The 13,222-nt window shown below is 60.6% G+C and carries 12 protein-coding genes; all 12 read left to right on the forward strand.

The window, feature by feature from the left end:
* The first annotated feature begins 54 nt into the window (after nucleotides 1–54).
* A complete protein-coding gene (mnmA, locus tag AC07OV_RS06255) occupies nucleotides 55–1,179 on the forward strand; it encodes a tRNA 2-thiouridine(34) synthase MnmA (protein WP_495091800.1) in 1,125 nt (374 codons plus the stop codon).
* On the forward strand, nucleotides 1,176–1,799 hold the full coding sequence (hflD, locus tag AC07OV_RS06260) for a high frequency lysogenization protein HflD (protein ID WP_495091801.1): 624 nt from the start codon (nucleotides 1,176–1,178) through the stop codon (nucleotides 1,797–1,799). The genes mnmA and hflD overlap by 4 nt, the downstream gene beginning before the upstream one ends.
* Before the next feature lie 124 nt (nucleotides 1,800–1,923).
* Nucleotides 1,924–3,294 carry an adenylosuccinate lyase gene (gene purB / locus AC07OV_RS06265; protein ID WP_016975540.1) on the forward strand — a complete coding sequence of 457 codons (1,371 nt, stop codon included), beginning with the start codon at nucleotides 1,924–1,926 and terminating at the stop codon, nucleotides 3,292–3,294.
* An 84-nt stretch (nucleotides 3,295–3,378) separates the two neighbouring features.
* Nucleotides 3,379–4,545, forward strand: a complete 1,167-nt coding sequence (locus tag AC07OV_RS06270) for a ribosomal protein uL16 3-hydroxylase (protein WP_495091802.1) — start codon at nucleotides 3,379–3,381, stop codon at nucleotides 4,543–4,545.
* Entirely contained in the window at nucleotides 4,538–4,960 is a 423-nt protein-coding gene (locus tag AC07OV_RS06275; protein WP_495091803.1) for a GNAT family N-acetyltransferase, read from the forward strand. Before AC07OV_RS06270 ends, AC07OV_RS06275 begins: the two co-directional genes overlap by 8 nt.
* A 231-nt stretch (nucleotides 4,961–5,191) precedes the next feature.
* Nucleotides 5,192–5,929, forward strand: coding sequence for a secretin N-terminal domain-containing protein (locus tag AC07OV_RS06280; RefSeq protein ID WP_494996865.1), 738 nt, complete (start codon nucleotides 5,192–5,194; stop codon nucleotides 5,927–5,929).
* 486 nt (nucleotides 5,930–6,415) lie between these two features.
* Complete coding sequence (gene aceA, locus AC07OV_RS06285) at nucleotides 6,416–7,741, forward strand: isocitrate lyase (protein WP_016969250.1); 1,326 nt, start codon at nucleotides 6,416–6,418, stop codon at nucleotides 7,739–7,741.
* A gap of 645 nt (nucleotides 7,742–8,386) precedes the next feature.
* The gene (locus AC07OV_RS06290) at nucleotides 8,387–8,800 is read left to right on the forward strand and encodes an NADH-quinone oxidoreductase subunit A (RefSeq protein WP_003219575.1); all 414 of its coding nucleotides are present in this window, start codon (nucleotides 8,387–8,389) and stop codon (nucleotides 8,798–8,800) included.
* 10 nt (nucleotides 8,801–8,810) lie between these two features.
* Nucleotides 8,811–9,485 carry a NuoB/complex I 20 kDa subunit family protein gene (locus tag AC07OV_RS06295; RefSeq protein ID WP_016969249.1) on the forward strand — a complete coding sequence of 225 codons (675 nt, stop codon included), beginning with the start codon at nucleotides 8,811–8,813 and terminating at the stop codon, nucleotides 9,483–9,485.
* Nucleotides 9,486–9,557: 72 nt separating this feature from the next.
* On the forward strand, nucleotides 9,558–11,342 hold the full coding sequence (gene nuoC, locus AC07OV_RS06300; protein WP_176995473.1) for an NADH-quinone oxidoreductase subunit C/D: 1,785 nt from the start codon (nucleotides 9,558–9,560) through the stop codon (nucleotides 11,340–11,342).
* A 2-nt stretch (nucleotides 11,343–11,344) separates the two neighbouring features.
* Nucleotides 11,345–11,842, forward strand: a complete 498-nt coding sequence (gene nuoE, locus AC07OV_RS06305; RefSeq protein ID WP_003174721.1) for an NADH-quinone oxidoreductase subunit NuoE — start codon at nucleotides 11,345–11,347, stop codon at nucleotides 11,840–11,842.
* Complete coding sequence (gene nuoF / locus AC07OV_RS06310; protein WP_105698604.1) at nucleotides 11,839–13,194, forward strand: NADH-quinone oxidoreductase subunit NuoF; 1,356 nt, start codon at nucleotides 11,839–11,841, stop codon at nucleotides 13,192–13,194. Before nuoE ends, nuoF begins: the two co-directional genes overlap by 4 nt.
* Nucleotides 13,195–13,222 lie beyond the last annotated feature (28 nt).

A 13,222-nucleotide genomic window follows, 5' to 3' on the forward strand; every position in this document is an offset into this window, starting at 1 on the left:
AAGGCCTGAGCCTGATAGAATCGCATCCTTTTTCAAGACACCCGTTGAAACCCTATGCGTGATCCAGCCCCTTCTGACACACAAAAGAAGCGCGTCATCGTCGGCATGTCCGGCGGCGTGGACTCTTCCGTTTCCGCCGTCCTGCTCATGGAGCAGGGTTATGAGGTGGAAGGCCTGTTCATGAAGAACTGGGAAGAAGACGATGGAACGGAATATTGCACTGCCATGGACGACCTGGCGGACGCCCAGGCCGTGTGCGACAAGATTGGCATCAAGCTCCACACCGCCAACTTCGCCGCCGAGTACTGGGACAACGTGTTCGAGCACTTCCTGGCCGAATACAAGGCCGGCCGCACGCCGAACCCGGACATACTGTGTAACCGTGAAATCAAGTTCAAGGCGTTCCTCGACTACGCCATGATGCTCGGCGCCGACCTGATTGCCACTGGCCACTATGTGCGCCGCCGCGACATCGATGGCCGCACCGAACTGCTCAAGGGCCTGGACCCGAACAAGGACCAGAGCTATTTCCTGCACGCCGTCGGCGGCGAACAGATCGCCAAGACCCTGTTCCCGGTGGGCGAGCTGGAAAAACCCGAAGTGCGCAAGATCGCCGAGAAACACGGCCTGGCCACCGCCAAGAAGAAGGATTCCACCGGGATCTGCTTTATCGGCGAGCGCCGTTTCAGCGACTTCCTCAAGCAGTACCTGCCGGCACAACCGGGCGAAATCAAGACCACCGAAGGCGAAGTCATCGGCCGTCACCACGGCCTGATGTACCACACCATCGGCCAGCGCCAGGGCCTGGGCATCGGCGGCTTGAAAGACGCCGGTGAAGAGCCGTGGTACGTGCTGATCAAGGACCTGGAGCACAACGAGCTGATCGTCGGCCAGGGCAACGAACACCCGCTGCTGTTCTCGGGCGCCCTGCTCGCCTCGGAGATCTATTGGGTCAACCCGATCGACCTGAGCACCCCGCGCCGCCTGACCGCCAAGGTGCGTTATCGCCAGAGCGACCAGCCTTGCACCCTGGAAAAAACCGCGACCGGTTACCGCGCCACTTTCGATGACCCGCAGCGCGCAGTGACGCCGGGCCAGTCCGTGGTGTTCTACGACGGCGAAATCTGTCTGGGCGGCGGCGTGATTGAAGTGGCCGAAGCCTGGAGCCAGAAGGCATGAGCCCGACCCAGGAGCAATTGACGGCATTGGGCGGGGTGTTCCTCGCCGCGGTGCTGGTGGACAAGATTGCCAAGACCGGCCAGGTCACCGAAGCCGGCCTGACCTGCATGCTCGGCAGCCTGCTGATCCGCGACCCCAAGGACACCCTGGAGGTCTACGGTGGTGATGACCTGGCACTGCGCGAAGGCTACCGCGCGCTGATCGGCGCCCTGGAGCGCGACCCGAGCACCCTGCAGCGCGAGCCTTTGCGCTACGCACTGTCGATGCTCGGCCTCGAACGCCAACTGGCCAAGCGCGAGGACATGCTCGAAACCATCGGCAAACGCCTGCCGCAGATCCAGTCCCAGGTGGAACACTTCGGCCCCGCCCACGAAAACGTGATCGCGGCCTGTGGCGCGCTGTACCAGGACACCTTGAGCACCTTGCGCCAGCGCATCCAGGTGCACGGCGACATGCGCAACCTGCAGCAACCGAACAACGCCTCGAAGATCCGCGCCCTGCTCCTGGCCGGCATTCGTTCGGCGCGGCTGTGGCGCCAGTTGGGCGGTCATCGTTGGCAGCTGGTCATCAGCCGCCGCAAATTGCTCAAAGAGCTTTACCCGTTGATGCACAACGAATAAGTCGCAGCGACCCGTTTTTTTATAGCCTCACGCGTAATACGCCGGTCAGTTGGCGACGGACCGGCGGATTTTTTCATGTATGATACGCGCCCCATTTCGTTGCCCGACTGTCCGAGAACACCCCATGCAGCTCTCTTCGCTCACTGCGGTTTCCCCTGTTGACGGCCGCTACGCCGGCAAAACCCAGGCCCTGCGCCCTATTTTCAGCGAATACGGCTTGATCCGTGCTCGTGTTCTGGTTGAAGTGCGCTGGCTCCAGCGCCTGGCCGCTCACCCCGCCATCAGCGAAGTGCCGGCGTTCTCCGCGCAAGCCAACGCTGTGCTCAACACCCTGGCGGAAAACTTCTCCCTGGAGCACGCCGAGCGTGTGAAAGAGATCGAGCGCACCACCAACCACGACGTAAAAGCCATCGAATACCTGCTCAAAGAGCAAGCGGCCAAGCTGCCGGAACTGGCCCAGGTCAGCGAGTTCATCCACTTTGCCTGCACCAGCGAGGACATCAACAACCTGTCCCACGCCCTGATGCTGCGTGAAGGCCGTGATGACGTGATGCTGCCGCTGATGCGCCAGACCGCCAACGCCATCCGCGAACTGGCCATCCGTTTCGCCGACGTGCCAATGCTGTCGCGCACCCACGGCCAGCCGGCCTCGCCGACCACCCTGGGCAAAGAACTGGCCAACGTGGTGTACCGCCTGGAGCGTCAGATCGCTCAAGTCGCGGCCGTGCCACTGCTGGGCAAGATCAACGGCGCCGTAGGCAACTACAACGCCCACCTGTCGGCCTACCCCGAGATCGACTGGGAAGCCAACGCCCGCGCCTTCATCGAAGACGAGCTGGGCCTGGGCTTCAACCCGTACACCACGCAGATCGAGCCGCACGACTACATTGCCGAGCTGTTCGACGCCATTGCGCGCTTCAACACCATCCTGATCGACTTCGATCGCGATATCTGGGGCTACATCTCCCTGGGCTACTTCAAGCAGCGCACCATCGCCGGTGAAATCGGTTCGTCGACCATGCCGCACAAGGTCAACCCGATCGACTTCGAAAACTCCGAAGGCAACCTCGGCATCGCCAACGCGCTGTTCCAGCACCTGGCCAGCAAGTTGCCGATCTCCCGCTGGCAGCGCGATCTGACCGACTCCACCGTACTGCGCAACCTCGGCGTGGGCTTCGCGCACAGCGTGATCGCCTACGAAGCCAGCCTCAAAGGTATCAGCAAGCTCGAGCTCAATGAGCAGAAGATCGCCGCTGACCTGGATGCGTGCTGGGAAGTCCTGGCTGAGCCGATCCAGACCGTGATGCGCCGTTACAACATCGAAAACCCGTACGAGAAACTGAAAGAATTGACGCGCGGCAAGGGCATCAGCCCTGAAGCGCTGCAAACTTTCATCGATGGCCTGGACATGCCAGCTGCGGCCAAGGCCGAGCTGAAACTGCTCACCCCGGCCAACTACATCGGCAACGCTGTAGAGCAAGCCAAGCGCATCTGATCTTCGCAAGACCCTTTGAGACGCCCGGCCGCGCCGGGCGTTTTTATTCCAGTCTGAAAAGTGCTTTCTTTCAATAGGTTACACATGAATCCTGATATCCCTCTTCAACTTCTGGGCGGCATCACGGCACGGGAATTCCTGCGCGACTACTGGCAGAAAAAACCGCTGCTGATCCGCCAGGCCATTCCTGATTTCGAAAGCCCGATCGACGCCGACGAACTGGCCGGCCTGGCCCTGGAAGAAGAAGTCGAATCGCGCCTGGTGATCGAGCACGGCGAGCGCCCGTGGGAACTGCGTCGCGGCCCGTTCACTGAAGACGCGTTCAGCACCCTGCCCGAGCGTGAGTGGACCCTGCTGGTGCAGGCCGTCGACCAGTTCGTGCCGGAAGTGGCCGAGCTGCTGGAGCAGTTCCGCTTCCTGCCAAGCTGGCGTATCGACGATGTGATGATCAGCTTTGCCGCACCCGGCGGCAGTGTTGGCCCGCACTTCGACAACTACGACGTGTTCCTGCTGCAAGCCCAGGGCAAGCGCAACTGGAAGATCGGCCAGATGTGCAACTCCGAAAGCCCGCTGTTGCAGCACGCTGACCTGCGCATCCTCGCCGAATTCGAAGAAAGCGCCGAATGGGTGCTGGAACCGGGCGACATGCTGTACCTGCCGCCACGCCTGGCGCATTTCGGCATTGCCGAAGATGACTGCATGACTTACTCCGTCGGCTTCCGTGCACCGAGCGCGGCCGAAGTGCTGACCCACTTCACCGACTTCCTCAGCCAGTACCTGACGGACGAAGAGCGCTACACCGACGCCGACGCCCAGCCGGTCAGCGATCCGCACCAGATCCAGACCGACGCCCTGGACCGCCTGAAAAGCCTGCTGGCCGAGCACATGAGCGACGAGCGCATGCTGCTGACCTGGTTCGGCCAGTTCATGACCGAACCGCGCTATCCTGAATTGGTGGCCGGCGAAGAGCTGGGCGAAGAAGACTTCATCAACGCCCTGCAAGATGGCGCGATCCTGGTGCGCAACCCAAGTGCACGCATGGCCTGGTCGGAAGTGGACGACGACGTACTGCTGTTCGCCAGCGGCCAGAGCCGTTACCTGCCGGGCAAGCTGCGCGAGTTGCTGAAACTGATCTGCGCCGCCGACGCCCTGCATGCCGAGAACCTCGGTGCGTGGCTGGCGGACGAAGACGGTCGTGACCTGCTGTGCGAACTGGTCAAGCAAGGAAGCCTGGGATTTGCCGATGAATAAGATTCACGTAAGTGTCGCGGACTGGCAAAAGGATATCGCCGAGATACGGCGCATTCGTGAAGCGGTGTTTATCGCTGAGCAATCGGTTCCACCGGAGCTGGAGTGGGATGCGGAAGACGCAGGCGCGGTGCATTTCCTCGCGTTTGAAGGCGACTTTCCTATCGGCACTGCGCGCCTGCTGCCTACGGGCGAGATTGGTCGTGTATCGGTCCTCAAGGACTGGCGCGGCCTGAATGTGGGCGACAAACTGATGGATGCTGTGATTGGCGTGGCCGAGGAACGCGGCCAGACCAAGCAATTCCTCAGTGCGCAGGTGTATGCGGCGCCGTTTTATGAGCGGTTGGGCTTCAAGGTCGTCAGTGACGAGTTTCTTGAGGTCGGGATTCCGCATGTGGATATGGTGCGCGGCGACTGATCCGCGACCGCGTCGCCTGCATCGCAGGCAAGCCAGCTCCCACAGTTGATCGCATTCCAAGGGATGCACGCGGTCAAGTGTGGGAGCCGGCTTGCCGGCGATGGCTATCTCAGCAACACCCCAAAATGCCCTGCCATGCCAGGGCATTTTGCCGTCTACGATTCAATTTGCGACCCACCAGGCCGACAAACTGGCACTATCCCGCCTAAATGACTCGCAGAGATAACGGACATGTCCCTACGCACCCTGCTCACCGCCCTCCTCCTGACCGCCAGCTTCTCCGCCGTGGCCGACACCGAAGTCGTCAACCTGAGCAACCGCACCAGTGCCGACCTGCTCCCGGTGGCACAGAACTTCATCGGCAAGGACGGCACCGTCAGCGCTTACGGCAACCAGCTGATCGTCAACGCCGACCCAGGCAAGATCCAGGACCTGCGCGCCCTGCTCGCCCAACTGGACACGCCCGCCAAGCGCCTGCTGATTACCGTCGACACCAACGAGAACAACCAGCAGAACACCGGCGACAGCCAGACCCGCATCATCAGCTACGGCACCGCTAGCCGTGACGGCGGCATCCAGCAGATCCAGGCCAGTGAAGGCGTGCCGGCATTGATTCAGGTTGGGCAGAGCGTGCCACTCACTACCACTCAGCCGGACGCCTACGGCCGCCCGCAGAACCAGACCCAGTATCGCAACGTCACCCAGGGTTTCTACGTGACGGCAAGCGTCACCGGCGAGACCGTTCACCTGGCCATCAGTACCAATCGTGACCGCATGAGCCAGGAACGTCCCGATGTAGTGAACGTACAAAGTACCGACACAACTGTCAGCGGTCGCTTGGGCGAATGGATCCCCCTGGCCGGCATCAATCGCGAGACCCAGGCCGACAAATCCTCTACAACCCGCAGCTACTCTACTCAGGGTCGTGATGACCTGACTTTACGGGTCAAGGTCGACACCCTGAACTGAAGCACCAAAAACTGACCGATGAGTCGCCTTAGACTAAAGATGTAGTGCTTGAAAAAAAGCACTACAAAACATTTGACGATACAAAAAAGCCTGTGCATGATGGCCTCGCTCCCGCTAATCAGGGGCCCTGGCAAGGGCCTTCGGATCGCCGCTCCAAGCTACCCACCCGAGCCGATTCGTGTCTGTACCGCCCACAAGGTGTGTTTGACTTTGGTTGCGACTGGAACGAAGTTGTCCCGAGGGACGGAAGCTAACCAGGTAACCCGGCTACACACTGATGGAACGCACAAAGGCCCACGACGCCCGAAGACTGTCCGCAGTTTGCCCTTACCTGCTCAACTCCCCCTTGAGCACCACGTTCATCCCGTCGCCTTCCCCGTCAAACCCGACATGACCGCCTAAGCTTCTGGTCAGCGAGCAGCCCTGCCCACGCATTGAATGCACGGCTGGAAAACGGATCTTCTAAACGCGACGAGGTTTATCTCCATGGCACTGACACGCGAACAGCAAATTGCAGCCCTTGAAAAAGACTGGGCTGAAAACCCACGCTGGAAAGGCGTGACCCGCGCTTATTCCGCTGCTGACGTCGTCCGCCTGCGTGGCTCGGTTCAACCTGAGCACACCTTTGCAAAACTCGGCGCCGAGAAGCTGTGGAACCTGGTCACCCAAGGTGCCAAGCCTTCCTTCCGTCCCGACAAAGATTTCGTCAACTGCATGGGCGCCCTTACTGGCGGCCAGGCAGTGCAACAGGTGAAAGCCGGTATCCAGGCGATCTACCTGTCCGGCTGGCAAGTGGCAGCGGACAACAACTCCGCTGAATCCATGTACCCCGACCAATCGCTGTACCCGGTGGACTCGGTGCCGACCGTGGTCAAGCGCATCAACAACTCGTTCCGTCGTGCCGACCAGATCCAGTGGAAAGCCGGCAAGAACCCGGGCGACGAAGGCTACATCGACTACTTCGCACCCATCGTGGCCGACGCTGAAGCCGGTTTCGGCGGCGTGCTGAACGCCTACGAACTGATGAAGAGCATGATCGAGGCGGGCGCTGCCGGCGTGCACTTCGAAGACCAGCTGGCTTCCGTGAAAAAATGCGGCCACATGGGCGGCAAGGTACTGGTACCCACCCAGGAAGCCGTACAGAAGTTGACCGCTGCCCGCCTGGCCGCTGACGTTGCCGGTACACCGACCATCATCCTGGCCCGTACCGACGCCAACGCAGCAGACCTGCTGACCTCGGACTGCGACCCGTATGACAAGCCGTTCGTGACCGGCGAGCGTACCCAGGAAGGCTTCTACAAAGTACGCGCCGGCCTGGACCAGGCGATTGCCCGCGGCCTGGCCTACGCACCGTACGCCGACCTGATCTGGTGCGAAACCGCCAAGCCAGACCTGGACGAAGCCCGTCGCTTTGCCGAAGCAATCAAGAAGGAATACCCGGACCAACTGCTGTCCTACAACTGCTCGCCTTCTTTCAACTGGAAGAAGAACCTGGACGACGCGACCATCGCCAAGTTCCAGCGCGAATTGTCCGCCATGGGCTACAAGCACCAGTTCATCACCCTGGCCGGCATTCACAACATGTGGCACAGCATGTTCAACCTGGCGCACGACTACGCCCGCAACGACATGACCGCCTACGTGAAACTGCAGGAGCAGGAATTCGCTGACGCGGCCAAGGGCTACACCTTCGTGGCGCACCAGCAGGAAGTGGGCACTGGCTACTTCGACGACATGACCACCGTGATCCAGGGCGGCACCTCGTCCGTGACCGCGTTGACCGGTTCGACCGAAGAAGAACAGTTCCACTAAGCAGCAGCGAGTACACGGCCACTGCGGCCCCACGGAAGACCTAACCGCAGTGCCGCACAGCAATCACGCCCCGACTGGTTCGGGGCGTTTTTTTTGTTTCGAGTACACCAAAAATCAAATGTGGGAGCCGGCTTGCCTGCGATGGCGGCGGCCCAGACGCCACATTCATATCTGACGCACCGCCATCGCGGGCAAGCCCGGCTCCCACAGGGACGCTGTCGAGGCGAAGATTTTGCGCAAAACATTGATCCAGAGCGGTATTCCCAAGGACCAGATCGGTTAAAAGATCCGTTCCAGCAACTAAGCGACAATCAAGCAAGTAACGGCAACTTCCCTCGCCACACGAGAAACATTCGCTTAAACCCCACGCAAACAATATTCATTATCATTTAGAGCATGAAAGCTTCGTTACCAGACAAACAAAACTTAATTGTTCAAAAGCCCGCTAATGCCCACAGCACAAGGGCTGCAGCCCCACAAAGGTGCACTATGTCCTTATTCCATCGAATAATTTCGCTATAGGAATTTTACTTGCCCGGTGTTTAGCCATAAAATCACCGCGATTGATTGCAGTGCGACATATCGTCACTGCATCGTTACTTTTTCGAGCTCAGAGACCTTTGCTCTCTGTTAAGGATTTCCAGCATGACCGAAGCGACAGGACTCATGGCCCACAACTGGGGCTTTGCCATTTTCCTCCTCGGTGTTGTCGGCCTCTGCGCCTTCATGCTCGGTGTCTCCAGCCTCCTCGGGTCAAAAGCCTGGGGCCGCAGCAAAAATGAACCGTTCGAGTCCGGCATGCTGCCTACAGGTGGCGCCCGCTTGCGGCTCTCAGCCAAATTCTATCTGGTCGCGATGCTGTTCGTGATCTTCGATATCGAAGCCCTCTTTCTCTTTGCCTGGTCTGTGTCCGTCCGCGAAAGCGGCTGGACCGGATTCGTCGAAGCTCTCGTTTTCATAGCAATTCTGTTGGCAGGCCTTGTCTACCTATTCCGAGTGGGCGCCCTTGACTGGGCTCCGGAAGCTCGTCGTAAGCGGCAAGCGAAGCTGAAACAATGAGGCTTTGGCGATGCAATACAATCTCACCAGGATCGACCCGGATGCTCCTAACGAGCAGTACCCCATCGGCGAACGGGAAACCGTTTCCGACCCGTTAGAAGACCAAGTCCACAAAAACATCTACATGGGCAAGCTCGAAGACGTGCTGAGTGGCGCGGTCAACTGGGGGCGTAAAAACTCCCTGTGGCCGTACAACTTCGGTCTCTCGTGCTGCTACGTGGAAATGACCACCGCCTTCACGGCGCCCCACGACATCGCGCGCTTTGGCGCCGAAGTTATCCGGGCCTCGCCGCGCCAGGCGGATTTCATGGTTATCGCCGGAACCTGCTTCATCAAGATGGCGCCGATCATTCAGCGTCTCTACGAGCAAATGCTCGAGCCGAAGTGGGTTATCTCCATGGGTTCGTGCGCCAACTCCGGTGGCATGTACGACATCTACTCCGTCGTTCAAGGGGTGGACAAGTTCCTGCCCGTGGACGTCTACGTGCCTGGCTGCCCGCCTCGCCCTGAAGCGTTCCTGCAAGGCTTGATGCTGCTGCAGGAATCGATTGGCAAGGAGCGTCGCCCGCTTTCCTGGGTCGTTGGTGATCAAGGCGTATATCGCGCCGAGATGCCTTCGCAAAAGGAAGAGCGCCGCGAACAGCGAATCGCAGTCACCAACCTGCGCAGCCCTGACGAAGTCTGATCCAGCCCGCTTCTTTTATAGAACGAACACCTGGCTTCATTCTTTACGTTGACCGAAAGCGATAAAAAAACCATGACTACAGGCAGTGCTCTGTACATCCCGCCTTATAAGGCAGACGACCAGGATGTGGTCGTCGAACTCAATAACCGTTTTGGCCCTGACGCCTTCACCGCCCAGGCCACACGCACCGGTATGCCGGTGCTGTGGGTGGCGCGTGCCAAGCTCGTCGAAGTCCTGACCTTCCTGCGCAACCTGCCCAAGCCGTACGTCATGCTTTATGACCTGCATGGCGTGGACGAGCGTCTGCGCACCAAGCGCCAGGGCCTGCCGAGCGGCGCCGACTTCACCGTGTTCTACCACCTGATGTCGCTGGAACGTAACAGCGACGTGATGATCAAGGTCGCCCTGTCTGAGAGCGACTTGAGCATCCCGACCGTGACCGGTATCTGGCCGAACGCCAGCTGGTACGAGCGTGAAGTGTGGGACATGTTCGGCATCGACTTCCCGGGCCACCCGCACCTGACGCGCATCATGATGCCGCCGACGTGGGAAGGTCACCCGCTGCGCAAGGACTTCCCTGCCCGCGCCACCGAATTCGACCCGTTCAGCCTCAACCTCGCCAAGCAGCAGCTTGAAGAGGAAGCGGCGCGTTTCCGTCCGGAAGACTGGGGCATGAAACGCTCCGGCACCAACGAGGACTACATGTTCCTCAACTTGGGCCCGAACCACCCTTCGGCTCACGGTGCCTTCCGTATCATCCTGCAACTGGACGGCGAAGAAATCGTCGACTGCGTGCCGGACATCGGCTACCACCACCGTGGTGCCGAGAAGATGGCCGAGCGTCAGTCGTGGCACAGCTTCATCCCGTACACCGACCGTATCGACTACCTCGGCGGCGTGATGAACAACCTGCCGTACGTGCTCTCGGTCGAGAAGCTGGCCGGCATCAAGGTGCCAGACCGCGTCGACACCATCCGCATCATGATGGCCGAGTTCTTCCGGATCACCAGCCACTTGCTGTTCCTGGGTACCTATATCCAGGACGTCGGCGCCATGACCCCGGTGTTCTTCACCTTCACCGACCGTCAGCGCGCCTACAAGGTTATCGAAGCCATCACCGGTTTCCGCCTGCACCCGGCCTGGTACCGTATCGGCGGCGTGGCCCACGACCTGCCAAATGGCTGGGAGCGCCTGGTCAAGGAGTTCGTCGAGTGGATGCCCAAGCGTCTGGACGAATACCAAAAGGCCGCGCTGGACAACAGCATCCTTAAAGGCCGTACCATCGGCGTCGCCCAGTACAACACCAAAGAGGCCCTGGAATGGGGCGTCACCGGTGCTGGCCTGCGTTCCACCGGCTGCGATTTCGACCTGCGTAAAGCGCGCCCGTACTCCGGCTACGAGAACTTCGAATTCGAAGTACCGCTGGCGGCCAATGGCGATGCCTACGACCGTTGCATCGTGCGCGTCGAAGAAATGCGCCAGAGCCTGAAGATCATCGAGCAGTGCATGCGCAACATGCCGGCCGGCCCGTACAAGGCGGACCACCCGCTGACCACGCCGCCGCCGAAAGAACGCACGCTGCAGCACATCGAAACCCTGATCACGCACTTCCTGCAAGTTTCGTGGGGCCCGGTCATGCCGGCCAACGAATCCTTCCAGATGATCGAAGCGACCAAGGGTATCAACAGTTATTACCTGACGAGCGATGGCGGCACCATGAGCTACCGCACCCGGATCCGTACCCCAAGCTTTGCCCACTTGCAGCAGATCCCTTCGGTGATCAAAGGCGAGATGGTCGCGGACTTGATTGCGTACCTGGGTAGTATCGATTTCGTTATGGCCGACGTGGACCGCTAAGCATGAACAGCACGCTTATCCAGACAGACCGTTTCACCTTGAGTGAAACCGAGCGCTCGGCCATCGAGCACGAGCTGCATCACTACGAAGACCCGCGCGCGGCGTCGATCGAAGCCTTGAAGATCGTCCAGAAGGAACGTGGCTGGGTGCCGGATGGCGCCCTCTACGCCATCGGCGAAATCCTCGGCATCCCTGCCAGCGACGTTGAAGGCGTGGCCACGTTCTACAGCCAGATCTTCCGTCAGCCAGTGGGCCGCCACATCATTCGCGTGTGCGACAGCATGGTCTGCTACATCGGTGGCCACGAGTCCGTGGTCAGCGAGATCCAGAACAAGCTGGGCATCGGCCTGGGCCAAACCACCCCGGACGGCCGCTTCACGCTGCTGCCAGTGTGCTGCCTGGGCAACTGCGACAAGGCGCCGGCGTTGATGATCGACGACGACACATTCGGTGACGTGCAGCCTGCTGGCGTGACCCAATTGCTCGAGGGCTACCCATGACCCTTACATCTTTCGGCCCGGCCAACCTGATCAAGCGTTCGCCTGAGACCCACCCGCTGACCTGGCGCCTGCGTGACGACGCCGAGCCGGTATGGCTCGACGAATACCAGGCCAAGAACGGTTACGCGGCGGCGCGCAAAGCCTTCGCCGACATGGCCCAGGACGATATCGTCCAGACCGTGAAAGACGCCGGCCTCAAGGGCCGCGGCGGTGCAGGCTTCCCCACGGGTGTTAAGTGGGGCCTGATGCCAAAGGACGAATCCATCAACATCCGTTACCTGCTGTGCAACGCGGATGAAATGGAGCCCAACACCTGGAAAGACCGCATGCTGATGGAGCAACTGCCCCATCTGCTGATCGAAGGCATGCTGATCAGCGCCCGCGCGCTGAAAACCTACCGTGGCTACATCTTCCTGCGTGGCGAGTACACCACCGCCGCCAAGCACCTCAACCGTGCCGTGGAAGAAGCCAAGGCCGCAGGTCTTTTGGGCAAGAACATCCTCGGTTCCGGTTTTGACTTCGAGCTGTTCGTGCACACCGGCGCCGGGCGTTACATCTGCGGTGAAGAAACCGCACTGATCAACTCCCTCGAAGGCCGCCGCGCCAACCCGCGCTCCAAGCCGCCCTTCCCTGCCGCCGTAGGTGTGTGGGGCAAGCCGACCTGCGTGAACAACGTTGAGACCCTGTGCAACGTGCCGGCGATCATCGCCGACGGCGTGGACTGGTACAAATCGTTGGCCCGCGAAGGCAGCGAAGACATGGGCACCAAGCTCATGGGCTTCTCCGGCAAGGTCAAGAACCCTGGCCTGTGGGAGCTGCCGTTCGGCGTGACCGCACGCGAGCTGTTCGAGGACTACGCCGGCGGCATGCGCGACGGCTACACCTTGAAAGCCTGGCAGCCAGGCGGCGCCGGCACCGGCTTCCTGCTCCCTGAGCACCTCGACGCACAGATGTACGCCGGCGGCATCGGCAAGGTCGGCACCCGGATGGGTACGGGCCTGGCGATGGCGGTGGACAACACCGTGAACATGGTCTCGCTGCTGCGCAACATGGAGCAGTTCTTTGCCCGTGAATCGTGCGGTTTCTGCACCCCATGCCGCGACGGTTTGCCGTGGAGCGTGAAGCTGCTGATGGCCCTGGAAAAAGGCGAAGGCCGCGAGGGTGACATCGAGACCCTGCTGGGACTGGTCGGTTTCCTCGGCCCAGGCAAGACCTTCTGTGCTCACGCACCGGGCGCCGTGGAGCCATTGGGCAGCGCCATCAAATACTTCCGCTCGGAGTTCGAAGCCGGCATCGCGCCTACCAGCGCCGCCGTCCCGCCTCTGGCAAGGCCGATCGTAGTCGGCGCGTAACGCTTAAACAGGCGAAGGGCCCGTGCCC

It is taken from the genome of Pseudomonas sp. GW821-FHT09A09, assembly GCF_059418405.1.

What these genes read in the sequence shown, in the direction of transcription:
- mnmA (WP_495091800.1), top strand. Translation starts at nt 55, where the DNA reads ATGCGTGATCCAGCCCCTTCTGACACACAAAAGAAGCGCGTCATCGTC.
- hflD (WP_495091801.1), top strand. Translation starts at nt 1,176, where the DNA reads ATGAGCCCGACCCAGGAGCAATTGACGGCATTGGGCGGGGTGTTCCTC.
- purB (WP_016975540.1), top strand. Translation starts at nt 1,924, where the DNA reads ATGCAGCTCTCTTCGCTCACTGCGGTTTCCCCTGTTGACGGCCGCTAC.
- AC07OV_RS06270 (WP_495091802.1), top strand. Translation starts at nt 3,379, where the DNA reads ATGAATCCTGATATCCCTCTTCAACTTCTGGGCGGCATCACGGCACGG.
- AC07OV_RS06275 (WP_495091803.1), top strand. Translation starts at nt 4,538, where the DNA reads ATGAATAAGATTCACGTAAGTGTCGCGGACTGGCAAAAGGATATCGCC.
- AC07OV_RS06280 (WP_494996865.1), top strand. Translation starts at nt 5,192, where the DNA reads ATGTCCCTACGCACCCTGCTCACCGCCCTCCTCCTGACCGCCAGCTTC.
- aceA (WP_016969250.1), top strand. Translation starts at nt 6,416, where the DNA reads ATGGCACTGACACGCGAACAGCAAATTGCAGCCCTTGAAAAAGACTGG.
- AC07OV_RS06290 (WP_003219575.1), top strand. Translation starts at nt 8,387, where the DNA reads ATGACCGAAGCGACAGGACTCATGGCCCACAACTGGGGCTTTGCCATT.
- AC07OV_RS06295 (WP_016969249.1), top strand. Translation starts at nt 8,811, where the DNA reads ATGCAATACAATCTCACCAGGATCGACCCGGATGCTCCTAACGAGCAG.
- nuoC (WP_176995473.1), top strand. Translation starts at nt 9,558, where the DNA reads ATGACTACAGGCAGTGCTCTGTACATCCCGCCTTATAAGGCAGACGAC.
- nuoE (WP_003174721.1), top strand. Translation starts at nt 11,345, where the DNA reads ATGAACAGCACGCTTATCCAGACAGACCGTTTCACCTTGAGTGAAACC.
- nuoF (WP_105698604.1), top strand. Translation starts at nt 11,839, where the DNA reads ATGACCCTTACATCTTTCGGCCCGGCCAACCTGATCAAGCGTTCGCCT.